Genomic DNA, 26,696 nt, shown 5'->3' with positions numbered 1-26,696 from the left:
CGCAGATAGGCGAAAAGGGATTACCCGCGCGCAAAGACGCGCGGGAACCGGACGATTACTGTTCGTCCGCCGTGGCCTCGGGGGCGGCTGCACCGTTGGCGCGATTGATCGCTCCGGCCTCCGCAATCGTCTCGCCTTCCGGCCGCACAACGCGGCGGCGGGCGGGCGGGCGCTTGCGCATGATGCGGACGCGCTTCACGCGGCGCGGATCGGCATCGAGGATCTGGAACTCGAAACCCGGGATCGCCTGGACGACCTCGCCGCGCACAGGAATGCGGCCAAGCGAGGCGAAGATCAGGCCGCCGAGCGTGTCGACGTCTTCGAGCTGCTCGCGCACGTCGAAGTCGGGACCGATCGCCGCGGCGATCTCTTCCAGCTCGACACGGGCGTCGGCGATGAAGACATCGTCCGAGGTGCGCGCGAACATGACTTCGTCGTCGTCGTGCTCGTCCTCGATGTCGCCGACGACCATCTCGACGATGTCTTCGAGCGAGACGAGACCATCGGTTCCGCCATATTCGTCGATGACGAGCGCCATCTGGATACGGGCCGCCTGCATGCGCTGCATCAGGTCGGAGGCCAGCATCGAAGGCGGCACGAAGAGAAGCTGGCGGACGATGCCCGCCTCTTCCAGCGACTTGCCGAGATCGACGCGCGCAAGGTCGAAACTTGCCTTGGGCGAGCGCGGCGCCTTTTCGGACGCAGCTGTCGTCGAAGCCTGGGCCTTGCCGTTGCGACGGCGATTGCGGGCCTGTTTGGTGACGTAGGACAGCAGGTCGCGAATGTGGACCATGCCGCGAGGGTCATCGAGCCCTTCGCTGTAGACCGGCATGCGCGAGCGGCCGGATTCCTCGAAGATCACCATCAGCTCGCCGATGGTGATGCTCTGATCGACCGCCTCGATGTCGGCGCGCGGGACCATGACGTCCTCGACCCGGACCTCGCGGAAGCGCAGGATGTTGTTGAGCATCGCCCGTTCGCCAGGCGAAAAGACCGTGTTGCTGTCGGCATCGGTCTGCAGCGCGTCAGCAAGATCCTCGCGCAGGCTCGATGGACTTGCGCCGCGCAAAAGGCGCGCGGCCCGGCTCCAGAAGGTGGAAGTGGATTTCGTGCCCTCGTGTCGAGTGGCGGTGCTACTACTGCCCGCCTCCGCCTCTCCGGAGGCATCTGCCTCCTCGGTCGCCAGCGCGACGGGCTGTGTTTTATAATCGCTCATCGGTCCAAACTGTTAATCCGGGGTACGATCCCCGTAGGGGTCAGATAAGCCAAGACGCGCCAAAATGCGAGTCTCCAGGCTTTCCATTCTTTCGGCTTCGTCATCTTCCATATGATCATAGCCGAAAAGATGCAGGAATCCATGCACGAGAAGATGCGTCAGGTGCTGATCGAAGGACTTGTCGAGCTCCACCGCCTCGCGCTCGAGCGTTTCGCGGGCAACGATGATGTCGCCGAGCATCGGCCCGGGCATCTTTCCGGGCGTCACGGGAAAGGCGGGGAAGGACAAAACGTTGGTCGGTTTGTCCTGGTTGCGCCACTCGGCGTTGATCGCCCGCATGGAGGCGTCGTCGGTGAAGACGAGCGAGAGCTCCGGCGGCACCTTCGGCAGCGGCTGCTTTTCTTCGCTTGCGAGAAAGGCTGCCGCCGCCTCGAGCACGGGCGACGAGAAAGCGAGCAACGCCTCTTCGTCCGGCCAGTTGCCCTCTTCCACGCTGATCTGGATATCCAATGCCGTCATGATCGCAGCGACCGCCTGTCAGCGGTCGCCCTGCTCGCTTTCGTCGTGCACGGCCGTGTGGGACTCGTAGGCCCTGACGATGCGCGCCACCATCGGATGGCGGACGACATCGGCATCCTTGAAGCGGACGACCGAGACGCCCTCGACGCCCTTCAAGATCTGCAGCGCCTCGACCAGGCCCGACTTGACGCCACGCGGCAAGTCCACCTGGCTCGGATCGCCGGTGACGATCATCCGGCCGTTTTCACCCAGGCGGGTCAGGAACATCTTCATCTGCATTGATGTCGTGTTCTGCGCCTCGTCGAGGATGACGGCGGCGTTGCCAAGCGTACGACCGCGCATGAAGGCGAGCGGCGCGATTTCGATGACGCCGGCGGTAATCGCGCGTTCGACCTTGTCGCCCGGCATCATGTCATAGAGCGCGTCGTAGAGAGGCCGAAGGTAAGGATCGACCTTCTCCTTCATGTCGCCCGGCAGGAAGCCCAGGCGCTCGCCCGCCTCGACAGCAGGACGCGACAGCACGATGCGGTCGACGGCGCCGCGCTCAAGCAGCTGTGCGGCATGGGCAACGGCAAGATAGGTCTTGCCGGTACCGGCGGGGCCCACGCCGAAGACCAGCTCCGAGCGCTCGAGCGCACGGATATAGGCATCCTGCGTCGGCGTGCGCGCAGCGATCGTCTTCTTGCGCGTCGAAATCTGCGCCATTGTCAATTTGGCTTTACGCTCCATGGTCGGCAATTGTAGCTGATCGTCGGCGGCAACCGCCATACGGATCGCGCCCTCGACATCAGACGTATCGATCGACGCGCCGCTCTGCAACCGCCCGTAGAGATAATCAAGAGCTCGGCGGGCCTGGTTGGTGGCGACGACGTCACCCGAGATCGCGACGGAATTGCCGCGCGGCCGGGCGTCGATGCGCAGGCGCTCTTCGAGAAGCTTCAAGTTCTGATCGAACTGGCCGAAGAGCTCGCTGGCGAACCGATTGTTCTCGAAGGTCAGCACGAAGTGATTGGCGTCTGTCGCAGTTGTTTTCGACTGGCGCGTGGATGAAGAGATCAATTCGTGTCCGTTCAAGCGGTTCAGGCTCCTTGTGTTCGGTCCTTACCCGATCATCTCCGCAAACAGGCTGTTCGGCCCGGCCTTGATGATTCGCACCTTGATAATGTCACCGATTTGCGATGCTTTTGCATCAACATTCACCGGCTGAAGCCACGGCGAACGCCCGACGAGCTGGCCGGGCATGCGCCCTTCCTTCTCCAAAAGCAGGTCGATTTCGCGGCCGACGCAGGACTCGGCAAAGGCGCGCTGCTGGGAAAACAGCAAAGCCTGCAATTTTTCCAAGCGCTTGGCTTTCACGTCCTCGGGAACCTGGTCGCCGAGCTCGGCGCCCGGCGTGCCGGGACGGGTCGAATATTTGAACGAAAATGCCTGTGCATAACCCACGGCCTCGACGAGGCGCATGGTGTCTTCGAAGTCCTCGTCGGTCTCGCCGGGGAAGCCGACGATGAAATCGCCCGAGAGCGCCAGGTCCGGCTGGACGGCGCGGATGCGCGCGATCAGCGCCAGATATTCCGCCGCCGTATGCCTGCGGTTCATCGCCTTCAGGATGCGGTCGGAGCCCGACTGCACCGGCAGGTGCAGGTAGGGCATCAGCTTTTCCATCGAGCGATGCGCCTCGATCAGGCTGTCGTCCATGTCGCGCGGATGGCTGGTGGTGTAACGCAGCCGAGCGAGGCCCTCGATCTCGCCAAGGCGTAAAAGCAGGTCGCCAAGGCCCCATTCGCGGCCATCGGGCCCGACGCCATGCCAGGCGTTGACGTTCTGGCCGAGCAGGGTGATCTCGCGCACGCCGCCCTCGACCAGCTTCTCCGCCTCGGAGACGATCTGGGCGACGGGGCGGGAAACCTCGGAGCCGCGCGTATAGGGCACGACACAGAAGGTGCAGAACTTGTCGCAGCCTTCCTGAACCGTGAGGAAGGCGGTGACGCCGCGCAGGCGGGTCTTTGCCTTGTCGGGTGCCGGCAGGTGCTCGAACTTGTCTTCGACGGCATAGTCCGTCTGCACGACGCGCTCGCCGCTGCGGGCGCGCTTCAGCGCCTCGGGCAGGCGGTGATAGGTGGTCGGGCCGATCACGAGATCGACGGCAGGCGCGCGCCGCAGGATCTCGTTGCCTTCGGCCTGCGCGACGCAGCCGGCAACGCCGATCACCATCTCGCGGCCTTCCTTGGCCCTTTCCGTCTTCAGATCGCGCAGGCGGCCGAGCTCGGAATAGACCTTCTCCGCCGCCTTTTCGCGGATGTGACAGGTGTTGAGCAGCACGAAGTCTGCGTCTTCCAGCACGTCGGTCGAGACATAGCCGTCGCGCGACAGGGCGTCCGTCATGCGGTCGGAATCGTAGACGTTCATCTGGCAGCCGTAGGTCTTGACGAAGACCTTGCGGGCCGGGGCGCGCTCGTCGCCCGTGGCGGGCGTCGTCGACAGAAGGGCAGTTTCCTGGGTCATGCCGGGTTCTTTAGTGCAAAGTGGTCGGAAGTTGAAGTATTTTCGGCGCGGCCGCCCTTGCCCGGGACGTCTCAGGCCCGCCCGCGCAGACGATCCGACAACATGCTGCGGATGCGTTGTTCGACCGTACGGCTCACTTCCTTGCGATTGGTGTGGCGGTCGTAGTCGATCGCCTCACCGAAATCGACATCGACCTCGATCGCGCCCTCGCGCAGGATGCCGAGCAGATGCGGCACCAGTTCGGTATCGCCCGGCCAGGCGGCGATCGGCCGGTTGAAGCGGCCCATCGGCATGCCGTGGATGCCGGTATAGGAGATCGCGACCGGCTGCACATGCACGAGGCCGGTCGGCGAATGCGGCACGGCGGAAGCGGCCGCACCGAAAAGCGAGGTCTTGATCTCCAGCAGACGGTTGCCGTCCGAGGTCGTCCCCTCGGGAAACAGCACGACGATTTCGCCGGCGGCCATGCGCTCGCCGATTTCGCTCACCTGCTTGCCGGTCGAGCGCTTCTGTTCGCGCTCGACGAAGATCGACGCCTGCAGCCGGGCAAGCACGCCGAAGACCGGCCAGCCCTTCACCTCGGACTTGGCGACGAAGACGACGTCGGCAACCGAGGAAAGCACCAGAATGTCTTTCCAGGAGGCATGGTTGGCGCAGATCAAAAGCGGCCGGCGGCGATCCGCCATTCCGTGGACGCGCACCTTGATGCCGAGAAGGTAGCAGGCGAGCCGGTGCCAATATCGCGGCAGACGGCGCCGGGGTTTCAGGTCAAGCCAGAGGCAGACGACCTGGATCGGCATCAGCACGAGCGAAACCAGCGCCAGAAGCGCTGCGAAGATCGCGATCCGTAGCCAATTGACCATCCGGGAAGAGTTTTCCTGCGCGAGACCTTGAGAATCGCGATGATCTTCAGCCGAACCGCGGCGCGATCATCGTGACCTGTTCCAATTGGGTAAAGCGGGATGCGGGCGGAAGACCGCCTTGGCCTTCCTCATCCTGCTCCTGTCCGTGTCGGGACTAGCGAAGATCGAGCCGCATGACAAGCGCGGCGGTCCGCTGGCCGGCCTTGTCATGGTAATAGGCGCGGCGTTCGCCAACCTTGTTGAAGCCAAGCTTACGGTAAAGCCCGATTGCCGGCTGATTGGTCTCGTCCACTTCGAGGAACAGGGCCTCGGAGCCCTTGACCAGCGCTTCGCGCATCGCCGCCTGCATCAATCGCCAGCCGAGACCGGAGCGGGCATAGCGCGACTCGACGCCGATCGTCAGGATTTCCGCCTCGCCGGCAACCGCACGCGACAGGACAAACCCACCGAAGGCCGGGCGGAAGCTGCCATTGGTCTGCCGGGCGACAAAGCCGAACACCGTTTCCTGCACCAGAAGCGCATGGATTTCGCCATCGCTCCACGGGGACGCGAAACGCTGACGATGCAGCGCCGCCGCGGCGATGAGGTCCGCTTCCTCCAGGGGGAAGATATCGAACTCGGTACGGCGGGTGAAGTAATCGGTAAAGCTCATCTCGGTCTATGCTCGGGCAATCGCGAAGCCCGCCTGCGGCTTGGCGTCGGGGCCTCTGAGATATAGCGGACGCGGCTTGGCCGAGGCTGGATCGGCAGCGGCGCCAAGGGCGGCAACCGCGGCAACATCGATGAGTTCTGAAGATTTGGACGGCAGATCGGCAGCGACGAGATGCGCGCCGGAGCCGCCAATGACGCCGTCGAAATCGGCGTAGCGTTCGCGGGCACTTTCGACGGAGAGGGCTTCGGGCTCGCCTGTGGCACTGCCGGTCGCATCGAAAGCCTGGAGATAGACCTCGTCTCGCTTGGCGTCGATGGCGACGAGGACGGGCTTTCCGGCAGCCGTGCGGCGCAGTCCCTCGGCGACGACGGCAAGCGTCGAGACGCCGACGGCGGGTTTGCCGAGCGCCAGAGCCAGGCCACGAGCGGCCGCGACACCAACGCGAATGCCGGTGAAGGATCCCGGGCCAACGGTGACGGCGATACAGTCGATAGCGTCAAGCGACCGGCTGGACGCAGCCAGCGCCTCGTCGACGAATTCCATCAGCCGCTCGGCATGTCCCTTGCCGAGATCGGCCCCGGAACGCCCGAGCACGGCTTCCGTTTCGCTGTCATAGACGGCAACGGAGCAACCGGAACCGGACGTGTCGAGCGCAAGTACAATCATTTCAACGCAGGATCTTTCAGACGCCACAAGCCGCAAAGCCGATCGGGCTTTGCGGCAAAATCGATACGCGAAACCGGCGCGCCGGACAGGCGCGCGCTCTATCAGACGGCCTCGACGGCCTCCACCTCGGGAACGAAGTGGCGCAGCAGGTTCTGCACGCCATGCTTCAGCGTCGCGGTGGACGACGGGCAACCGGAGCAGGCGCCCTTCATGTTGAGGAAGACTGTCCCGTCCTTGAAGCCGCGGAAGGTGATGTCGCCGCCATCCTGGGCGACGGCCGGACGTACGCGGGTTTCCAGGAGTTCCTTGATCGTGGCGACGATCGTCTCGTCACCCTCGTCGAAGAACTCGTCTTCCTCGTCGGACTGCTCGGCGCGGCCGCTGCCAGCCATGATCGCCTGGCCCGACATGAAGTGCTCCATGATCGAACCGAGGATCGCCGGCTTCAGGTGCTGCCATTCCTGGCCTTCCTTGGTGACGGTGATGAAATCGTAGCCGAAATAGACGCCAGTGACGCCCGGGATCGAAAACAGCCGTGCCGCAAGCGGCGAGCCGGCGCGTGCTTCTTCCTCGTCGCGGAATTCGGCCGTGCCGTTTTCCAGGACGACCTTGCCCGGCAAAAACTTCAGCGTCGCCGGGTTCGGCGTGGCTTCGGTCTGAATGAACATGTCTGTCTCCGTTTCGCCGGGAGCGGCATCCGCCCAGCTTTTTAGAATAATTCAAAAGAATATAGGAGCATGGCTCTCGGCTCGCAAGAGCACATAGCGACGCAGGTCAGCTAAGCGCGTCGATCTCCTCATCCGTCAGGGCATCGGGGATGACCGTGACGGGGATCGGAAAGGCCGCGGCCTTGCCGGCAATGGACGACACCAGCGGACCGGGGCCTTCCTTCGCCGAACCGGCTGCGAGAACCAGAATGGCGATATCGCGATCCTCTTCGATCGCCGCGTGGATCTGGTCGGTCGCCGTGCCCTCGCGGATGACGACCTCCGGCTCGATACCGATGCGCTCGCGCACCGATTGGGACACCTTGGCGAGCGTCGCCTCGGCCTCCTCGCGCGCTTCCGCACGCATGATTTCCTCAACCCCCAGCCATTGCTGGAAGTCGCCGTCGGCGATCACATAGAGCAGGACGAGGCCACCATTGGAATTCTTGGCGCGCATGCCCGCATAGTGCACGGCGCGCCCGCATTCCGGGGTATCGTCTATCACCGCCATGAATTTGCGGCGGTGTCCTTCAAGTCGAGAGAGTCGGGTCGAGACCATAGGGTGAACAATACATCCCGCGCGAGCCGCCGCAAGGTCTGATTTTTGCGTTTCGGACGAGGACACGGAAAAGTGCCCGAGGCTTCCGGTCGAGGCTCCCTTCGGCTGGCGAAAGCCGACCATCAGAATGAAATTGGGCCCGGGAGTTCCCCGGACCCAATCAATTTACTGCAGGAAGCCGATGATTTCGCGCACTTCGCGCATCGTCTTTTCTGCCCGCGCCCGCGCCCGCTCGCCGCCATCCCTGAGGATCGCGTCGATATGGGCGGTGTCGCCCATCAGCCGGCGCATCTCAGCCGTGATCGGCGAGAGAACCTCGACCGCAAGGTCGACCAGCGCCGGCTTGAAGACCGAGAACTGCTGCCCACCGAACTCGGCGAGCACCTGTTCCTTGGTCTTGTCCGACAGCGCCGCGTAGATGCCGACGAGGTTTTCGGCTTCCGGACGGCCCTTCAGGCCGTCCACTTCGCTCGGAAGCGCGTCCGGATCGGTCTTGGCCTTGCGGATCTTCTTCGAGATCGTCTCGGCGTCGTCCATCAGGTTGACGCGCGAGAGATCAGAGGGATCCGACTTCGACATCTTCTTGGTGCCGTCACGCAGCGACATGACGCGCGGTGTCGCGCCACCGATCAGCGGCTCGACCGGCGGGAAGTACGCATGGATCGGCTCCTCGCCGACGACCATGTCGACGCCGTAGCCGGCACTGCGGATATGCTCCATGAAGTCGATGTTGAACTTCTGGGCGATGTCGCGCGTCAGTTCCAGGTGCTGCTTCTGGTCGTCGCCGACAGGAACATGGGTGGCGCGATAGACGAGGATGTCGGCCGCCATCAGGCTCGGATAGGCGAGCAGACCGAGCGAGGCGTTCTCGCGGTCCTTGCCGGCCTTGTCCTTGAACTGCGTCATGCGGTTCATCCAACCGATACGGGCGACGCAATTGAAGATCCAGGCGAGTTCCGCATGCTGCGGCACGGCCGACTGATTGAAAACGATGTGCTTCTTAGGGTCGATGCCCGAAGCGATGAAGGCGGCGGCGATCGAGCGGATCTGCCCCTTCAGGTCCTCATGCACGAGCTGCGCGGTGATCGAGTGCAGGTCGACGACGCAGTAGATGCAATCGTTGTTTTCCTGCAGCGCCACGAACTTGCGGATCGCGCCGAGATAATTGCCGAGATGGAGATTGCCCGTCGGCTGAACGCCGGAGAATACGAGCGGCTTGAATTCGTTCATGTCGTCCTCAATAGGCTGGTGGAGGGCCCCAGGGCCGGCTGGCCCATGTTGCTAACGGCATGGCTTATGCACGCAGGATGCAAGGCAATCAAGGGGCCCGGCGAGGCACCCTCATGCCGCCGGCTGCAGCAGATCCCAGTGGTTGCCGAACGGGTCGCTGAAGACCGCCACGGTGCCATAGGGTTCATGGCGCGGCGCTTCGAGAAAGACGACGCCTGCGGCCAGCATCGCCGCATGGTCGCGGGAAAAATCGTCGGTGAACAGGAAGAAGCCGACCCGGCCGCCGGTCTGGTTGCCGATCGCCGCCTGCTGGCGCTCGCCGTCCGCCTTGGCGAGCAGCAAAGCCGTCTCGACAGCACCCTTGGGGCGAACGACGACCCAGCGCTTGGTCGCATCGAGGACGGTGTCTTCGACGAGATCGAAACCGAGCTTGCCGCAATAGAAGGCGATGCCGGCATCGTAATCCGGCACGACCAGGGCAATGCGTGCAATGGTCTGGCGCATCATTCGCTCGCCTCAGGTGCTGCGGCGGGCGCTTTCGCCCCGCGCTTGATGTTGCGGCGGATCATCCCGAGGCTCGCGCCACCGAGCCCGAAGGCAAGCGCGAAGTAGATCACCATGGCGACCGCGACGAGACCCGTCAGCGTCGTTGCCCGCGTGAAGAGCGAGGCTGCCGAGGACAGCTCGAAGGCGAACCAGTCGACAGCATAATATAGCGCCGCCGCCATGCCCGCCGCGGCGATGACGAGACGCGGGATGCGGGTCAGAAGCGGGATGTCCCTACCCCAATGGCCGCGCCAGACAAGCGTTGCGAACAGAAGCACGGCATTCACCCAGCCGGCAACGATCTCGGCGGTGGCAATGCCGCTGGCGCCAAGCCGCGGAAATAGGGTGAGCGCCAGGGACACGTTCACGACGACGGAAATCGCAGCGAAGATCATCGGCGTGCGCGTGTCTTCGCGCGCGAAGAAGCCCGGAATGAAGGCCTTGATCAGAACGAAGGCCGGCAGGCCGAGGCCGTAGATTGCCAGGATATGACCGACGATGACGGTCGAATCGGCCGAGAACTTGCCGCGCTCGAACAGCAACCGGACGATCGGTTCGGACATGACGAGAAGAGCGGCCGCGGCCGGCAACGTCAGGAACAGCGTGAATTCGACCGAGCGGTTCTGCAGGTTCGACGCCTCGTTGACGTTGCCTGAACGCAGCGCGCGGGCAAGTTCGGGCAGAAGCACGGTTGCGACCGCAATGCCGACGACACCGAGCGGAAGCTGGTAGATACGGTCGGCATAGACGAGCGATGACACCGCACCTTCCTGCGCCGAGGCGATGTTGGTGTTGATCAGAAGGTTGATCTGGGTGATGCCGCCGGTGATCGCCGCCGGGAGCGCCAGCACCAGAAGGCGCCTGACGTTGGCGGTCATCTTCGGGCGGCGAAGGCCGATCTTGATGCCGGCGTCGCGCACGGCGATCCAGACGATCGCAAGCTGGACGAGACCGGCGGCCATAACGCCCCAGGAGAGGCTATAGCCGACCGCGATCGGATCTTGGCCCGCATACCAGGCATAGCCGAGCACGCCGATGAGGATGAAATTGAGGAAGACCGGTGCGATGGCCGCCGCGAAATAGCGGTGCAGCGAATTCAGCATGCCCGCCATCATCGCCGCCAGCGACATGCAGGCTAGATAGGGGAACATGATCGCCGCAAAGACGATGGTGCTGCCGAGCTTTTCCGGGTCGTCGGCAAAGCCGGGTGCGATCAGGTTGCTGACGATGAAGGGCATCGTCAGTTCCATCGCGATCGTCAGGAAGAGCAGGACGGTAAAGAGAACCCCGAACACTTCTTCGGAAAAGCGACGCGCCCCGTCCATGCCGTTCGCCTCGATCTCCCGGGCAAACAGCGGCACGAAGGCGGAATTGAAGGCGCCTTCGGCAAAGAGGCGCCGGAAGGTGTTGGGCAGACGGAAGGCGGTGTTGAAGGCGTCGGCAACCGGGCCGGTGCCAAGCGCTGCCGCCATGAAGGTTTCGCGGATGAAGCCGAACAGGCGGCTTCCGAGCGTCGCGCCGCCGACGGTTGCAAATTTCTTGACCAGACTCATGTTTCGGCTTTTGTCGTTCTGTGAGCGGAGGAAACGCCGGGGGGCGGCGCGATGATGCCCGACGGCATGCGGTCGCGCGCTTCGTCCCCTTCCCCGGCCATGACGGCCTTGAGGCGTGCGGCAATGTTCATCTGACGGTTTTCACTCGTCACCTTCTGGCCGACGAGGTCGGTGACGTAGAAGGTGTCGATCACCTTCTCGCCGAAGGTGGTGATGTGCGCCGAGGCGATGTCGAGCGAAAGATCGGACAGTACGGCGGTGATCTCGGACAGGAGGCCCGGACGGTCGAGGCCTTCGACCTCGATCACCGTGAACTTGTTCGACAGCGTGTTGCTGATCGTCACTTCCGGCGTCACGGTAAACGCCTTGGTGCGCTTCTTCACCTTGGTGCGGCTGGCAATCACCTCCGGCAGGCGCTTGCGGCCCGAAAGCACGTCCTCGATCAGCTTGCCGATGCTCGCAGCCCGGCGCATCTCGTCCTCATCGACGGCGAACTCACGGTTGACGAGGATGGTGTCGAGCGCGCGTCCGTCCGAGGTCGTGAAGATCTGCGCGTCGACGATGTTGGCGCCGGCGGCCGCACAGGCCCCGGCAATGACCGTCAGAAGCCGCGGATGGTCCGGCGAAAGCACGGTGATTTCGGTGATCGCGTGGAACTGGTGGGTGCGCACCATGGTCGCGAGAGCCTTGCCGGCGGCATCCGCCTCGCGGATGAAGCGCGCATGCCGGATCTGGTCTTCCAGCGCCACCGTCAAAAGATACGGCTGGTAGTGCAGGCGCACATAGTCGTCGCGTTCCTTTTCGGACCAGTCCGTCAGTGCCTCGCCGAGCATGATCGCAGCATGGGCCGCACGCTCCTTGCGCGACAGTTCCGAAAAGCCGCCCGACAGCAACAGCTCGGTCTCGTAATAGAGCGTGCGCAGCAGCTGGCCCTTCCAGCCGTTCCAGACGCCGGGGCCGACGGCGCGGATATCGCAGACGGTCAGGACGAGGAGCATCTTCAGCCGGTCGAGCGACTGCACCCGTTCGGCGAAATCGACGATCGTCTTGCGGTCGTTGAGGTCGCGCGTCTGGGCGACCATCGACATCAGCAGATGCTCTTCGATCAGCCAGGCGACCAGTTCGGTCTGCTTCGGCGACAGCCCGAAGCGCGGGCAGAGCTTGCGCGCCACCTTGGCGCCGGCGGTCGAGTGATCCTCGGGCCGGCCTTTGGCGATGTCGTGCAAAAGCACGGCGACATAGAGCGCCTCGCGGTCCTCGATCCCCGGCATCAGCTTGGCGACGAGAGGATGGGCCTCCTCCTCGATGCCGCCCTCGATGCGCGACAGCACATCGACGGTGCGCAGCAGGTGCTCGTCGACCGTATAGTGATGATACATGTTGAACTGCATCATCGAGACGATCTTGCCGAAATCCGGAATGAAGCGACCGAGCACGCCCGCCTCGTTCATGCGGCGCAAGATCAGTTCCGGCTTGCGGCGCGAAGTGAGGATCGACAGGAAGAGACGGTTCGCCTCCTCGTTTTCGCGCAGCGCCGGCTTGATCAGGCTCAGCGACCGCGTCACCTGGCGCAGTGCGGCCGGATGGAATTCCAGCCCGTTGATATCGGCGATGTGGAAGAAGCGCAGCAGATTGACCGGATCGCGCTTGAAGACGTCGGGGCTTGCAAGCGCTATGCGACCGCCGTCGTCGACGAAATCGAGCGTACCGGCGATCTTGCGGCTGCGATGGGTGAAGCGGCCGATGATGCCGGAAATGCCGGGCGCGTCCTTGGCCTGCTGGTCTTCGAGCGCTGCGCAGAAGATGCGGGTGAGATCGCCGACGTCCTTGGCCACCAGGAAGAAGTGCTTCATGAAGCGTTCGACGGCGGACAGGCCAGGATGGTCATGGTAGCCGAGCGCCTCGGCGATCTCGCGCTGGATATCGAAGGAAAGCCGTTCCTCGGATTTGCCGGTGAGGAAATGCATGTGGCAGCGCACCGCCCAGAGGAAGTCCTCGGCCTTCTGGAAGAGCTGGTACTCCTGCCGCGAAAGCACGCCGAGCTTGACGAGGTCGGCAGTGTCCTTCAGCCGGTAGAAGTATTTGGCGATCCAGAACAGCGTGTGCAGGTCGCGAAGCCCGCCCTTGCCTTCCTTGACGTTCGGCTCGACGAGATAGCGCGTGTCGCCCGCCTTGCGGTGGCGCTCGTCGCGCTCGGCCAGCTTGGCGGCGATGAAGTCCGGGCCGGTGTTGCGCACGATCTCGTGGTCGAAGCGGGTTTCCAGTTCGGCGCAGAGCGTCTGCGAGCCGCAGATGTAGCGCGTTTCGAGGATGGCCGTACGGATCGTCATGTCGGCGCGCGACAGCCGGATGCACTCGTCGATGGTACGGGTGGCGTGGCCGACCTTGAAGCCCAGATCCCAGAGGATATAGAGCATGAACTCGATCGCCGGCTCAGCCCAGACGGCCTTCTTGACCGGCAGCAGGAACAGAAGATCTATGTCGGAACCCGGCGCCAGCGTGCCGCGGCCATAGCCGCCGACCGCCGTCACGGCGATCCGCGACGCCGGCGGTGCATTGGCGGCGTCGAAGATCTCGTTCAGCACGAAATCATGCAGGACCGTGATCAACTGATCCTGGAGCCAGGAAATACGCTCGGCGCAGAGAATGCCGGCACCGTCGGCATTGAACAGTTCACGGGCCTTTGCCCGGCCAGCGATGTTTGCCTGCTTGAAAGCCGCGAGCAGCGCCTGACGCATCGGGTCGCGCTGTTCGGCATGGGCCGAGGCGATGAAGTCGCATTTCGCCCGGAGCGCTGCGACGTCGAGAATTTCGGGAAAGGAAATGTCTTGTCTGCCCATGAAGTGCCGAGGGGCGCCCTGTCCGACTGGTTGCGTGGTCGTTCGCTGTCAAGCGCTCCTGCATGATCCTTGCGACCGAGGCCGAATAAAGACCAAACAGCAATCAAGCGCCGCGCCCGCAAAGGCGCGCGGCGCTGTATAGCCTTTTTACCGACGGCTTGCACAGGAAAAAGGCGCGTAGCGCCTAGGCCAAGGATTGCCGGAATGCGGGCGGGAAACCGCACGCACGTTCCTCACCCCACCTTGGCGGCGCTCACTTCCTTCTTCAGCGCATAGAGCGCATCGAGCGCCTCGCGCGGCGTCATGTCGTCGGGGTTCAGCGCCTTCAGCGCCTCGTCGACCTTGGAGTTTCCGGCGGGCTTCACCTCTTCGCGGCGGATCGCCACCTGGAACAGCGGCAGATCGTCGATCAGCTGGCTCGCCGGGTTCTTGCGATCGGCGTCCTCGAGCTTGGCAAGCACGTCCTTGGCGCGCGCCACGACCGAGGCCGGCAGACCGGCGAGACGGGCGACCTGAATGCCGTAGGAGCGGTCAGCAGCACCCGGACCGACCTCGTGCAGGAAGATCACGTCGCCGTGCCATTCCTTGACGCGCATCGTCGCGTTGGACAGACGCGCGAGCTTCTCCGACAGCACGGTCAGCTCGTGGAAGTGGGTGGCAAACAGGCCACGGCAGCGGTTGGCCTCATGCAGATGCTCGACAGCCGCCCAGGCGATCGAAAGGCCATCGAAGGTCGCGGTGCCACGGCCGATCTCGTCAAGGATCACCAGCGAGCGATCGGTCGCCTGGTTGAGGATCGCTGCCGTCTCGACCATCTCGACCATGAAGGTCGAGCGGCCGCGCGCCAAATCGTCGGAGGCGCCGACGCGGGAGAAGAGCCGGTCGACGATGCCGATATGGGCGCTCGCAGCAGGCACGAAGGTGCCCATCTGAGCCATGATCGCGATCAGCGCGTTCTGGCGCAGGAAGGTCGACTTACCGCCCATGTTGGGACCGGTGAGCAGCCAGATCGCGCCGCCCTCCTCGCCCTCGGGCGGAGAGAGATCACAGCCATTGGCGACAAAGGCATTCGACGCCTGGCGCTTCAGCGCCTGCTCGACCACCGGATGGCGGCCGCCGTCGATCGCAAACATGCGCGAGCGGTCGACGGTGGGGCGGGCATAGGCCTGCTCCTCGGCGAGAACCGCAAGGCCGACGGAGACGTCGACGGTCGCAAGCGCCAATGCCGCCGCCTTCAGCGTCTCGGCAGCAGCGACGACCTCTGCCGTCATCCGGTCAAAGGCTTGAAGCTCGATCGACAGCGCGCGGTCGGCGGCGTTGGCGATCTTGCTTTCAAGCTCGGCCAGTTCCGTCGTGGTGAAACGCATCGCGTTCGCCATCGTCTGGCGATGGATGAAACGGGCGCGGCCGGCATCCGTATCGGTCATCGAACCGGCATTGCCCGCCGTCACCTCGATGAAATAGCCGAGCACGTTGTTGTGCTTGATCTTCAGCGACTTGATGCCGGTCTCTTCGGAATATTGCAGCTGCAGGCCGGCGATCACCCGACGCGACTGGTCGCGCAGGCCCCGGACCTCGTCGAGCTCGGCATTGGCGCCTTCGCAGACGAAACCGCCGTCGCGTTTCAGAAGCGGCAGCTCGTCGCCAAGCGTCGCGTCGAGCAGGCCGAGCAGACCGGCGGGCAGCGCATCGATTGCGGCGCGCGCTTCCTTTAGTTCGTCCGAGAGCGTGCCGGCAGCCATCAGTCGAGAAATCGAGGCAGACGCATGCAAGCCCGCCTGGATGGCGCCGAGATCGCGCGGGCCACCACGGCCGAGCGCCAGCCGTGACAGGGCACGCGGCATATCCGGCGCGCGACGCAACGCATCGCGCAGGTCGCCGGCAAAGGACGGCTGGTCCGCCAGGATCTCGATCGAATCGAGACGCTCATTGATACGGTCCGGGTCGGTCAGCGGTGACATCAGCCGCTCGGCCAGAAGCCGGGCGCCGCCGCTTGTCACGGTGCGGTCGAGCGCCTTCAGCAGCGTGCCTTCGCGTGCGCCGGACAGCGTCTTTACCAGTTCCAGATTGCCGCGGGTCGCCGGGTCGATGAAGAGCGTCGAGGCGGCACTTTCGCGCTCGGGCGTGCCGAGTGCCGGCCGTTCGGCAAGCTGGGTCTTTTCGACATAGGAAATGGCCGCAGACGCCGCTGCGAGTTCGGCGCGGGAAAACGTGCCGAAACCGTCGAGCGTCTTGACGCCGAAATAGCGGCTGATGCGCCCTTCCGCCGTCGCGCTGTCGAACAACACTGCCGGCTGCGGCACGGCAACGCGGCCGAGCACGTCGAAGACCGGACGTAGTTCCGGGTCGTGAAAGACCGTATCGGCCAGGATCAGTTCGCGCGGCTCGATGCGCAGGATATCTGCAAGCAGTCGGCTCTCGGCGGTCTCGGCGAGGCGAAAGATGCCGGTGGAGATGTCGATCCAGGCAAGCGCGTAGGCAGACTCGGACCCGCTCTTGATCCGCGCCAGCGCCATCAGATAGTTGGTCTCGGACGGCGAAAGCAGTTTCTCTTCGGTGATCGTGCCCGGTGTGACCAGGCGCACGACGTCGCGGCGCACCACCGACTTGGCTCCGCGCTTCTTGGCTTCCGCCGGGTCTTCCACCTGTTCGCAGACGGCGACGCGGAAACCGAGACCGATCAGCTTCTGCAGGTAATCGTCGGCCGCATGCACCGGCACGCCGCACATCGGGATCTCCTGCCCCATATGCTGGCCACGCTTGGTGAGCGTGATGCCAAGCGCGCGCGAGGCTTCGACCGCGTCTTGGAAGAACAGCTCGTAGAAGTCGCCCATGCGGTAGAACAGCAGCGAATCCGGGTTGTTCGCCTTGATCTCGATGAACTGTTCCATCATCGGCGTCGCCGTGGAACGGCTTTCCTCGCTCGCCAATTCGGCTGCGGATAAAACCTCCCCCGCGCGGGTCGAATAGTCTGTCACGAAATTCATGATTGTCCCGAAAAAAGAGATGGCACACTATCGCCAAGGAAATATAGACGACAACCATAAAGAGGCGCGCCGCAAGGCTCGCCCACAGGAGGATTGAGGAAACATGCCGGCCACCGACAAGACCGATCGCACCATGACGAGCGTCACCGCGCAGGAAGCGCTCGATTTTCACTCGCAGGGTCGTCCCGGAAAGCTGGAGATTTCTCCCACCAAGGCGATGGCCACCCAACGCGACCTGTCGCTCGCCTATTCGCCGGGCGTTGCCGTGCCGGTGAAGGCGATCGCCGAGGATCCCAACACCGCCTACGACTATACGACGCGCGGCAACATGGTCGCCGTCATTTCCAACGGCACCGCCATTCTCGGCCTCGGCAATCTCGGGGCGCTCGCCTCCAAGCCGGTGATGGAAGGCAAGGCGGTTCTGTTCAAGCGCTTCGCCGACGTGGATTCGATCGACCTTGAGGTCGACACCGAAAACGTCGACGAGTTCATAAACTGCGTGCGCTTCCTCGGGCCCTCCTTCGGCGGTATCAACCTTGAAGACATCAAGGCGCCGGACTGTTTCATCATCGAGCAGAAGCTGCGCGAGGTCATGGACATCCCGGTGTTCCACGACGACCAGCACGGCACCGCGATCATCGCCGCGGCGGGCCTCATCAACGCGCTGGCGCTGACCGGCCGCGACTTCAAGACGACGAAACTCGTCTGCAACGGCGCGGGTGCCGCCGCCATCGCCTGCATCGAGCTCATCAAGTCGATGGGCTTCAATCCGGAAAACGTGATCCTGTGCGATACCAAGGGCGTGATCTTCCAAGGCCGCACCGAGGGCATGAACCAGTGGAAGTCGGCCCATGCGGTCAAGACCGACCGCCGCACGCTCGCCGAAGCGATGGACGGCGCCGACGTGGTCTTCGGTCTTTCGGCCAAGGGCGCGCTGTCGGAGGACATGGTGCGCTCGATGGCGCCGCGGCCGATCATCTTCGCCATGGCCAATCCGGACCCGGAAATCACACCTGAGGAGGTTGCCCGCATCCGCGACGACGCGATCGTCGCCACCGGCCGTTCGGACTATCCGAACCAGGTCAACAACGTGCTCGGCTTCCCCTACATCTTCCGCGGTGCACTGGACGTGCGCGCAACGACCATCAACGACGAGATGAAGATCGCCGCTGCCGAGGCGCTCGCCAGCCTTGCCAAGGAAGACGTTCCCGACGATGTCGCCGCCGCCTACCAGGGCAACCGGCCCCGCTTCGGCCCGCAATACATCATCCCGGTCCCCTTCGACCCGCGGCTGATCTCGGCGATCCCGATGGCGGTCGCCAAGGCGGCGATCGAGAGCGGCGTCGCCCGCAAACCGATCACGGATCTCGAAGCTTATGGCCGCCAGCTTTCCGCCCGCCGCGACCCGATCGCCTCGACGCTGCAGCGCATCTACGAGCGCGTCCGGCGCCAGCCGAAGCGCATCGTCTTTGCCGAAGGCGAAGAGGTGCAGGTCATGCGCTCGGCCATCGCCTATGCCAACCAGCAACTTGGCACCGCTATCCTGCTCGGCCGCGAGGAACGTATGCGCGAAACGGCGGAACGCGAAGGCATCGACCTCGACCGCCCCGGCATCCAGATCGTCAATGCGCGTCTTTCCAAGCGTGTCGGCGCCTATACGGACTATCTCTATGCCCGCCTGCAGCGGAAGGGTTTCCTCTTCCGCGACGCCCAGCGCCTGATCAACAACGACCGTAACCACTTCGCCGCCTGCATGGTGGCGCTCGGGGACGCCGACGGCATGGTGACGGGTCTCACCCGCAACTATTCGACGGCACTCGAAGACGTGCGCCGCTGCATCGATCCGAAGCCCGGCCACCGCGTCATCGGCGTCTCGATCGCGCTCTGCCGCGGCCGCACCGTGCTCGTCGCCGACACGGCGGTTCACGACATGCCCTCTTCGGAGGAGCTTGCCGATATCGCCGAGGAAGCGGCCGGCCTCGCCAAGCGTCTCGGCTACGTGCCGCGCGTGGCGATGCTTGCCTATTCCACCTTCGGTCATCCCCAGGGCGAGCGTTCCGAGCGGGTGCGCGAGGCGGTCAACATCCTCGACAAGCGTCGCGTCGATTTCGAGTATGACGGCGAAATGGCCGCCGACGTGGCGCTCAATCCGAAGGTCATGGAGCAATACCCGTTCTGCCGCCTATCGGGCACCGCCAACGTGCTCGTCATGCCGGCGTTCCACTCGGCATCGATCTCGACCAAGATGCTGCAGGAACTCGGCGGCTCGACGGTGATCGGTCCGTTGCTCGTCGGCTTCGACAAGTCGATCCAGATCGTCTCGATGTCGGCCAAGGATTCCGACATCGTCAATATGGCGGCGATCGCGGCCTATAACGCCGGCATGTAGGACCGGTATTGCCGGTCCGGCGGCTGCTCCATTTCGGTGCAGCCGTCTCCGTTCGGGTCAACGCGCGACCCCGATTGGTAGCAATTCGAAACAACTATAAAGAAGAAAAGCCCGCTTTCCGAAAAGGAGGCGGGCTTAATAACATGTAATGCATTTATGTTTAAGGTAATGAAAGACGGAGTCTTGGGAACCCTATGCCTGTCGACCTCCGGAAGATCGGCAGTTTCTCCATTTATTTTCTCTATTCGTTCGTCATGAAACTAGAGAAGAACATGACAATACATGTCTCTCTTTCGACCCTGAAAGTCAAACCCATCATTAATAATTGGTTAACCCCACCGGGACCCGGTCAGGAGGCGGCGCCACCGAAACGTCCGGCATCTGCGCCGTAGTAGTTGAGGTAGCGGCCCGAGATGTTGCTGATCGGCAAAACGATCAGAACGTCGGTGGTGCGGAACGCATGATCGACCACCGCGCCGTCGCCGACCATGGCGCCGAGGCGCATATAGCCCTTGATCAAGGGCGGCAGAGCGGCAAGCGCCTTCTTGGCATTGATCGCCTCGGCCGGCATCAGGTCCATCGTCCGGTGCAGCTCCGGCCGTGCGCTGACGGCCCAGTCGTCGCGGGCGCGGATATTGTGGTGCAGGAAGGATAGCGCCAGCGCATGCTCGGCCGGAACGACACCGGGGAACGAACCGCAGCCGAACATCGCGTCCATGCCGTATTTGAGCGCATAGGCCCAATTGCCCTGCCACAGGAGTTCGACCGTGCGCTTGGTCCGGTAGTCCGGCAGGACGCAGGAACGGCCAAGCTCCATGAAGCGCTTGGTCGGATGACGGGCGAGAAGCGCGTCGATCGCGAATTCGGAAGACGAGTAGAAGCCGCCCGAGCGCTCAGCCACATCCTGGCGCAGCAACCGGTATGTCCCGACGATCTGATCCTCGGCGTCGCCTTCGATCGAGGTATCGAGAACCAAAAGGTGGTCGCAGATCGCGTCCCAGCTGTCGACGTCGCGCTTGCGCCGATCGGCCTCGGGGCCGACCTGCGCCTTCATCTCCTCGACGAAAACCTTGTAACGCACGGCCTGAGCGGCATCGATTTCCGACGCCGTGCGGGCGAGCCGCGTCTCGAGATTGGCGATCCTGCCGAGAACGTCGGACGCCGGAGCGGCGGCTTTCTTGCCGATGCAAGCCTGAGAAGTGTCAACCACGTTCGCCGAATCCAGTAGCTCGATGGCCATCCGCGTAATCCCGAATCAAATCTGTCTGCGGGGGCTTAGACCACGTTTCTGCAACAACATAGTGACATGAACATTGCGTACAACCCCCGCTGTCCGATCAATACCGTAACCACCGCAAGAGTTACCGTTTGCGCAACAGACGCGCGATCTCGGCGGTCAGCACCTGTGGTTCCACGGGCTTGGCGAGCACGACATCGGCACCGGCGGCAAGCAGGCGGTCGCGCATGTCCTCGCGGATATCCGACGTCAGAACGATCACCGGCAGCCGCGCCAGCGCGCGCGACGCCTCGTCCGCGCGTATCTGCCGCATCATGGAAAGCCCGTCGCCACCCGGCATGTTGAGGTCGGTGACGAGAAGCTCCGGCGATGCGTTACCGGCGGGCGCCCGCAGCGTCTCGGCGACCCCCGCGAAGTCGCTGACCAGTTGCACCGCATGTCCCGAGCGCTGCAGCAGGGTGCGGATGATCAATGCATTGATCGGGTCGTCCTCGGCCAGCAGGATGCCGTGTCCCGGCCGACGGTCGGGTTCGATGACCGGCTCTTCGCGCAGGACCGGCCTGTTGTCGTTGATCGCGTCGCGCTTTTCGATGCCCTTCAGGCGCCCGAGCAGCACTTCGACCAGCGACTTTTCGCGCAAGGGCCGGATCAGCCAGGCCTCGTAGCCATCCATCTGGTTGACGGGGTGGCTGTTGCGCTCCTCCGGATTGATCAGATAGGTGCGGCGAACCTCCAGCCGCCCGATGGCCGGCTGCAGCGCCAGAAGCTGCTCGTACTGCTGGGCGTGCCGGTGATCGACGATCACGTCGGTGAGCGGCGCGCCGCCTGCCTGCACGTCGGCGAGAACATGCTGGGCTGCGGCAAGCGTCGTTGCGCGGTGGCAGCGCCCGCCAAGCGTCGCGATGGTTGCGGCCAGCGCCGCCGAGGCCGGGCCATCAGGGGCCATGACCAGCACATGCGATCCGGCAAGGGTCGAGCGGCGCTCCGGCGCGATCGCCTCGACCTCTGCAAGCGGCATGCGGATTTCGAAGCGGCTGCCGCGGCCGGGCGCACTTGCGGCCGTGAGGCTGCCGCCGCAGGCCTGCATGATGCGCCTGGATATGGCGAGGCCGAGACCGGTGCCCTTGGCGCGCTGTTCGTCATTGCCGGCCTGCTCGAACTCCTCGAAGATGCGCTTCAGATCGTCGGGCGACATGCCTGGACCCGTATCGTCGATGCGGATCCGCACGCAGTCCTCGATCGTGTCGGCGCTGACGAAGACGCCGCCGACGTCCGTGAATTTGACCGCGTTGCCGATGACGTTGAAAAGCACCTGGCGCAGACGCGCCGCATCGAAGGCCATCAGCGCGGGGACGTCGACGGAAACGGTGGCGCCAATCTCGATGCCCTTTTCGTGGGCGCGGTTGGAGAGCATCTCCACGACGCTCTCGATCACGCCGCGCGGATCCTGCCGGCTCGGGCGGAACTGGAAGCGTCCCGCCGAAAGCGACGAAAAGTCGATCAGGTCTTCGACGAGTTGGACCAGCGCGTGACCGGATTGCTGCATGCCGGCGAGGTAGTTCTTCTGCTCGCTCGACAGGCGGGTCTGGCCGAGCAGGTGGCTCATGCCGAGAATGCCCGAGAGCGGCGTGCGGATTTCATGGCTGACGGTGGCGAGCAGTCGCGACTTTGCCTGGCTCGCCTCTTCAGCCCGCCGGCGCGCCGCCTCGCGCTCGCGCGCCGCCCGCGCTTCCTCGGTCACGTCGCGTGCAATGCTGTGGCGCATCAGCTTGCCGCTCGCCGGATCGCGGGCAATCACGTCATGCCAATCGAAAAGGCGGATGCCCTCGGCAGCGGCGATGCGCACGAGGTAATGATTGGGCGCGGCCTTCGGCTCGAAGCTCAGGCCAAGGGCACCGCAGGCCATGCCCCGGACATCCGACCGGCCGCAGATCTGATGGAAGACGGCATTGGCGTGGACAATCTTTCCGTCCATCCCGCGCATGATCGCAAGGTCGCCCAGCGCATCGTGAATGGTCGAAAGCAGCGCCGAGGTTTCGGAGCGATGCCAATCCTTGTCTCGCTCCGCCTCGTCGGAAACCGGCACGCTGTCAAACGCGCGGATGGCTTCGACGGCGAGCAGAAGCGCACCCACCACACCGGCCGCAGCAATCGCCGCGGCGAACAGGTGGAAGCCGGCAGTCATGCCGACGACGAGGATAAGGCCGGAAGCGACCAGGCCGAGCAGCGCCAGGGATGCATAATTAAGCGCAGAGCGCGCACCGGAAGCGGGCTGCGCCGACACCTCACGGGACGGCGGCCCATCGAGCGGAAGCGCCGAAACCGACGCAGTGCTACCCGCCCGGGCATCTCTCCCGAAGCCTGTTTCGATCCGCTCTAGCAGTCGTGACGGTTCGCTCATGCGTTCCGGCTAACACGACAGGCGTTCCGAATGGCTTCAAGGCTTCGATAAAATCTTACCGATCCGCCTTTTTCGCGTGCAGCAACTCGTCAAGGATGATCGCCCCTGCGCCGATGGTGATGAAGGTATCGGCCAGATTGAAGACGGCGAAGGACCACGTCTCCGTATAGAACAGGATGTAATCGATGACGTAGCCGAAGATCACCCGGTCGACGAGGTTGCCAAGCGCACCGGCAATGATCAGCGCGTAGCCGAAATGGGCGAAGAACCGGTCCTTCGGCGTGCGCTTCCACAGCCAGAGCACGAAGGCGCACACGGTGAGCCGCATGCCGACGATGAACCAGCCTTCCATGCCCGACAGCATCGAGAAGGCGACACCGTAGTTGTAGGTGCGGTAGAGCGCCAGCATCGGCACCACATGGACCGCCTGGTTGAATGGCAGGTAAAGCTCGACCAGATACTTGATCACCTGATCGGCGATGAGCGCGAGGACGATAAAGACCGCGATCGGCAGCGGCCGCGAAAACAGCACCTGCTTCTCGCTCATGCACGGGCATCCAGGGTCAGAAGGTGACGGCGCGCCTCGAACAGCATGATGCCGGTGGCAATCGCCAGATTGAGCGAGTCCGCACGGCCGGCCTGCGGGATGCGGGCAAGCGCACCGGCCTCGCGGGCGAGTTCCTCCGGCAGACCCGACTGCTCGTTGCCCATCAAAAGCACGACCGGCTTGGTCTTGTAGTCAATGGTGCGATAGTCGACGGCGCCGGCGAGATGGGTCGCGACGACCTTCACGCCGGCGGATTTCTGCCAGCGGATGAAATCCTCGACGCTGGCGCGCGCCACCGGCATCGCAAAGACCGAGCCCATCGTCGCGCGCACGGTTTCGAGCGAAAACGGATCGGTGGTCTCGCCGACGAGAATGACGCCGGAGGCACCGGCGGCATCGGCCGTGCGGATGACGGTGCCGAGGTTGCCGGGATCGCGGACACGGTCGAGCGCCACATAGGTTTCGCCGAGCTGCGGCTTCAGGTCCTTCAGCGACTGATAACGCTGCTCGAAGATGCCGACGACCATCTGCGGGTTGTCGCGCCGGGTGATCGTCGACAGCACCTTCTCGCTGACTTCCAGCACCAGCCCACCCTTGGCAAAGGTCTTTGCCGCCACCTGTTCGACATGCGGCTTACCCTTGGCGGCCTTGGCATAGATCAGCGTCTTGATCTTCCAGCCGAGGTCGAGCGCGTCGATCACCAGCTTCAGGCCTTCGGCCATGAAGGAGCGCGTCTCGTCGCGGTGCTTCTTCTGCGTCAGCGCGCGGATGTCCTTGATGATCGGGTTGGTGAGGCTCGTGACCTCCTTCACCTGACCGACACGACCGGTGCCGTGTTCGCTTCTGTCGTTCGTCATTGCGGTACCCAGCGGCTGAAGAGAGAGGTCGAAAGCGCCCTGCCCGGCTCGCGGCCGTCAAGCCCGCCTTCGCGGATGATGAGTTCGCCCGACTCCACCCGGCCGCCGCGGCCGCGCATCGTCTCGCGCATCAGTTCATGGATCGAGTAGAAGCTCGCCCGGATCGAATAGGCCGTCAGCACCAGGCCGCGTGCCTCCGGCGACAGGATCTCGCGGCAGATGTCGAGCATCGCTGCGAGATGGTCGAAAAGCTGCCAGACCTCGCCGTTCGGCCCGCGGCCGAACTTCGGCGGGTCGGTGAGGATGATGTCGTAGCGGCTGCCGCGTCGCTCCTCGCGCTGGATGAACTTCATCGCATCGTCGCAGATCCAGCGGATCGGCAGGTTTTCGGCCCGCGCCAGCTGCTGGTTCTCGCGCGCCCAGCCGATCGCCTTCTTCGAGGCGTCGACATGGGTGACCTCGGCGCCGGCCCTGGCGGCGATCAGCGAGGCAACGCCGGTGTAGCCGAAAAGGTTCAGAACCTTCAGCGGCCGTCCGGCCGCCTCGACCTGCTCCTTCACCCAGCTCCAGTGCGCGAGCTGTTCGGGAAAGACGCCGACATGGCGGAACGAGGTGAAACGGCCGTGGAATTCCGTATTGAGAAGCTGCATCGGCCAGGTTTCGCCGAGCACTGCGCCGGGAAAGCGCCAACGGCCCATGCCGTCTTCGTCGGTGTCGCCGGTGAAGATCGCGTCGGCCTTCTCCCAGACGCTGTCGGGCAGGTTGCGCGGCCAGAGCGCCTGTGCCTCGGGGCGCACGATGCGGTAGGGACCGTACTGTTCCAGCTTCTCCCCGGCACCGCTGTCGATCAGGTGGTAGCCGGAAGCGTCGGACGTTTCAAGAATGAGCGGTATGCGCTCGGCCGGCTTTTCGCCCGTTCGCCGCGCGATCACCCGCGCCGGCGTTTCCTGCGCAGGCCCATGCTTTGCTGGCTTCTCGCGCGTTTCCGCCGTTTGCGCTGTCGCCGGTCGCGCCGGCCGCTCCTTGAAGCCGCCGCCCTTTGGCGGTGCTGAACGCTTCTCTGCGTGGCGGCCGCCGCCACGCGCTTCGGCACCACGGCCCTTGGCCGTCGTCACGGAGGCATTCTTCGACCGCCGGTCCTTTTCCTTCACGCTGAAATCCCTGGGCTTTGTTGGTGCATGGGCCGCCTGCCTGCGCAGTATCCGGGACGAGCCGGCGGACGCCATGAGGTTTGTCGCCGCAGCCTGAAGCCGCAGCATCTCTTGAAGCTGCAAATAGCATCGCTGATGCTCTTGGCAAAGCCGTTTCCGTTTTGCGAAGATCAAGGCGCAAGAACCCGCTGCGAATTTCCATGGGCCGGAACCGGCTTCGCGACAAAATTCCGCGGCAGGTCTAATGTGTCGGAGCGAAGTTTGCGCGCCGATATCGGGCGCCTGGCGCCGCCACGGGGGAGGAAAACGCATGGACATGACCGGCGAAGAACGGATTGCGGCTGGGCGCGACGCGGTGTGGCGTGGCCTCAACGACCCGGAAATCCTCAAACGTTGCATCCCCGGATGCCAGTCGCTGGAAATGACGTCGCCGACCGAGCTTGCGGCCGTGGTGAAGATCAAGATCGGCCCGGTCTCGGCCTCCTTCACCGGCAATGTCGTGCTCTCCAACCTCAATCCGCCAGAGAGCTATACGATCTCGGGCGAAGGCAAGGGCGGCATCGCCGGCTTTGCCAAGGGCGGCGCCGATGTCGCCCTGATCGAGGACGGGGAAGAAACGGTGCTGCGTTACGACGTCAAGGCAGAGATCGGTGGGAAGCTCGCGCAGCTCGGCTCGCGTCTGATCGACTCGACCGCCAAGAAACTGGCGCAGCAATTCTTCGCCGATTTTAGCGCCGCCGTCGGCGGCCCGGCGGAAGCTGCGAGCTGAAAACGCAACGCGGCCGAGTGGGCATCCCGTCTCGGCCTTCGCAGGCTTGTGAGCTTCTGATCAGTTCTGCGGCGCTGCCAGCGTCGCCTGGGTTGCGAGCTTTTCCGCCTGGCTGCGGTGTTTCTCCGCCTCGCGGTGCCACTTCACTGCTTCGTTGGCCTCGTTGCGCGCGCGCCGCCGGTACTTGCCCTGGCTGAACCAGGTGGCGGCGGCACCGAGAATGACGCCGACGATGACCGCAAGGAACAGGAAGACGAAGAACGGCGCGCTCACCGAAAGCACACTGTCTTCCGGCCGGAAGGGGTTCAGTGCCAGCGTCACGCTCTGGCGGTTGGCCACGCTGAGCACAATCAGGATGATGGCGACCGGTACAAGAACAACGATGTTGATCAGTTTCTTGAACATTCAATCGCTCCATTTCGCCGACGCCCACACTCTTTGCCGGACACTTGCCGGCAACGGGCCTCGTTTACAGGGGGTCGTTGGGGGCCTCAGCAGATCGCCA

Annotated in this window: 22 protein-coding genes; 2 read left to right on the top strand and 20 right to left on the bottom strand. The window is 64.1% G+C overall.

The genetic code is table 11. The features are described from left to right. Positions 1-55: 55 nt before the first annotated feature. The 14 genes from M2267_RS01850 to mutS form a co-directional block, all read right to left on the bottom strand. Positions 56-1,216: a hemolysin family protein gene (locus M2267_RS01850; RefSeq protein WP_429112145.1), complete on the bottom strand. Its 1,161-nt coding sequence runs from the start codon at positions 1,214-1,216 to the stop codon at positions 56-58. 12 nt (positions 1,217-1,228) lie between these two features. After that, on the bottom strand, positions 1,229-1,735 hold the full coding sequence (gene ybeY / locus M2267_RS01845; RefSeq protein ID WP_043615673.1) for an rRNA maturation RNase YbeY: 507 nt from the start codon (positions 1,733-1,735) through the stop codon (positions 1,229-1,231). An 18-nt stretch (positions 1,736-1,753) separates the two neighbouring features. After that, the gene (locus tag M2267_RS01840) at positions 1,754-2,809 is read right to left on the bottom strand and encodes a PhoH family protein (RefSeq protein ID WP_043615671.1); all 1,056 of its coding nucleotides are present in this window, start codon (positions 2,807-2,809) and stop codon (positions 1,754-1,756) included. A 27-nt stretch (positions 2,810-2,836) separates the two neighbouring features. Continuing rightward, positions 2,837-4,237 (bottom strand): tRNA (N6-isopentenyl adenosine(37)-C2)-methylthiotransferase MiaB, encoded by a 1,401-nt coding sequence (gene miaB, locus M2267_RS01835; RefSeq protein ID WP_429112142.1) that lies wholly within the window; start codon positions 4,235-4,237, stop codon positions 2,837-2,839. A 71-nt stretch (positions 4,238-4,308) separates the two neighbouring features. Next, positions 4,309-5,100, bottom strand: coding sequence for a lysophospholipid acyltransferase family protein (locus M2267_RS01830; RefSeq protein ID WP_060519777.1), 792 nt, complete (start codon positions 5,098-5,100; stop codon positions 4,309-4,311). A 154-nt stretch (positions 5,101-5,254) separates the two neighbouring features. Then, positions 5,255-5,752, bottom strand: a complete 498-nt coding sequence (locus tag M2267_RS01825; RefSeq protein WP_429112140.1) for a GNAT family N-acetyltransferase — start codon at positions 5,750-5,752, stop codon at positions 5,255-5,257. A gap of 6 nt (positions 5,753-5,758) precedes the next feature. After that, positions 5,759-6,418 carry a tRNA (adenosine(37)-N6)-threonylcarbamoyltransferase complex dimerization subunit type 1 TsaB gene (gene tsaB, locus M2267_RS01820; protein WP_429112139.1) on the bottom strand — a complete coding sequence of 220 codons (660 nt, stop codon included), beginning with the start codon at positions 6,416-6,418 and terminating at the stop codon, positions 5,759-5,761. A gap of 101 nt (positions 6,419-6,519) precedes the next feature. Next, positions 6,520-7,086 (bottom strand): NifU family protein, encoded by a 567-nt coding sequence (locus tag M2267_RS01815; protein WP_043615659.1) that lies wholly within the window; start codon positions 7,084-7,086, stop codon positions 6,520-6,522. Positions 7,087-7,192: 106 nt separating this feature from the next. Further along, positions 7,193-7,684, bottom strand: a complete 492-nt coding sequence (locus tag M2267_RS01810) for a universal stress protein (protein ID WP_043615656.1) — start codon at positions 7,682-7,684, stop codon at positions 7,193-7,195. Positions 7,685-7,849: 165 nt separating this feature from the next. Then, complete coding sequence (gene trpS / locus M2267_RS01805) at positions 7,850-8,914, bottom strand: tryptophan--tRNA ligase (RefSeq protein ID WP_043615653.1); 1,065 nt, start codon at positions 8,912-8,914, stop codon at positions 7,850-7,852. A gap of 111 nt (positions 8,915-9,025) precedes the next feature. Then, complete coding sequence (locus M2267_RS01800) at positions 9,026-9,418, bottom strand: VOC family protein (protein ID WP_192448016.1); 393 nt, start codon at positions 9,416-9,418, stop codon at positions 9,026-9,028. Further along, positions 9,418-11,013, bottom strand: a complete 1,596-nt coding sequence (murJ, locus tag M2267_RS01795; RefSeq protein WP_429112137.1) for a murein biosynthesis integral membrane protein MurJ — start codon at positions 11,011-11,013, stop codon at positions 9,418-9,420. The genes M2267_RS01800 and murJ overlap by 1 nt, the downstream gene beginning before the upstream one ends. Further along, entirely contained in the window at positions 11,010-13,853 is a 2,844-nt protein-coding gene (locus tag M2267_RS01790) for a [protein-PII] uridylyltransferase (protein WP_043615645.1), read from the bottom strand. The genes murJ and M2267_RS01790 overlap by 4 nt, the downstream gene beginning before the upstream one ends. Positions 13,854-14,086: 233 nt before the next feature. Next, positions 14,087-16,840, bottom strand: a complete 2,754-nt coding sequence (gene mutS, locus M2267_RS01785; protein WP_429112135.1) for a DNA mismatch repair protein MutS — start codon at positions 16,838-16,840, stop codon at positions 14,087-14,089. A 103-nt stretch (positions 16,841-16,943) separates the two neighbouring features. On the opposite strand from mutS, the gene M2267_RS01780 reads away from it, so the two are divergent. Then, positions 16,944-19,229, top strand: coding sequence for an NADP-dependent malic enzyme (locus M2267_RS01780; RefSeq protein ID WP_402323487.1), 2,286 nt, complete (start codon positions 16,944-16,946; stop codon positions 19,227-19,229). 349 nt (positions 19,230-19,578) lie between these two features. On the opposite strand, the gene M2267_RS01775 is transcribed toward M2267_RS01780, so the two are convergent. The 5 genes from M2267_RS01775 to M2267_RS01755 all read right to left on the bottom strand — a co-directional run bounded on the left by M2267_RS01775 (position 19,579) and on the right by M2267_RS01755 (position 25,422). Next, on the bottom strand, positions 19,579-20,469 hold the full coding sequence (locus tag M2267_RS01775; RefSeq protein ID WP_043615637.1) for a GNAT family N-acetyltransferase: 891 nt from the start codon (positions 20,467-20,469) through the stop codon (positions 19,579-19,581). 121 nt (positions 20,470-20,590) lie between these two features. Continuing rightward, positions 20,591-22,867 carry an ATP-binding response regulator gene (locus tag M2267_RS01770; protein WP_429112132.1) on the bottom strand — a complete coding sequence of 759 codons (2,277 nt, stop codon included), beginning with the start codon at positions 22,865-22,867 and terminating at the stop codon, positions 20,591-20,593. 55 nt (positions 22,868-22,922) lie between these two features. Beyond that, the gene (gene lspA / locus M2267_RS01765) at positions 22,923-23,414 is read right to left on the bottom strand and encodes a signal peptidase II (RefSeq protein WP_043615632.1); all 492 of its coding nucleotides are present in this window, start codon (positions 23,412-23,414) and stop codon (positions 22,923-22,925) included. Then, positions 23,411-24,271, bottom strand: coding sequence for a TrmH family RNA methyltransferase (locus M2267_RS01760; protein WP_043615629.1), 861 nt, complete (start codon positions 24,269-24,271; stop codon positions 23,411-23,413). Before M2267_RS01760 ends, lspA begins: the two co-directional genes overlap by 4 nt. Continuing rightward, positions 24,268-25,422 (bottom strand): class I SAM-dependent methyltransferase, encoded by a 1,155-nt coding sequence (locus M2267_RS01755; RefSeq protein WP_429112131.1) that lies wholly within the window; start codon positions 25,420-25,422, stop codon positions 24,268-24,270. Before M2267_RS01755 ends, M2267_RS01760 begins: the two co-directional genes overlap by 4 nt. Positions 25,423-25,732: 310 nt before the next feature. On the opposite strand from M2267_RS01755, the gene M2267_RS01750 reads away from it, so the two are divergent. Continuing rightward, positions 25,733-26,191, top strand: a complete 459-nt coding sequence (locus M2267_RS01750; protein ID WP_429112129.1) for an SRPBCC family protein — start codon at positions 25,733-25,735, stop codon at positions 26,189-26,191. Between the two features lie 60 nt (positions 26,192-26,251). Here the strand turns inward: M2267_RS01750 and M2267_RS01745 are convergent, their stop codons facing one another. Continuing rightward, complete coding sequence (locus M2267_RS01745; RefSeq protein ID WP_034797442.1) at positions 26,252-26,596, bottom strand: lipopolysaccharide assembly protein LapA domain-containing protein; 345 nt, start codon at positions 26,594-26,596, stop codon at positions 26,252-26,254. Between the last annotated feature and the right edge of the window lie 100 nt (positions 26,597-26,696).

Source organism: Ensifer sp. KUDG1, assembly GCF_050434285.1.
Classification (GTDB): domain Bacteria; phylum Pseudomonadota; class Alphaproteobacteria; order Rhizobiales; family Rhizobiaceae; genus Ensifer.
The sequence above is the reverse complement of the archived record's forward strand: the minus strand, read 5'-3'. Positions and strand labels throughout refer to the sequence as shown.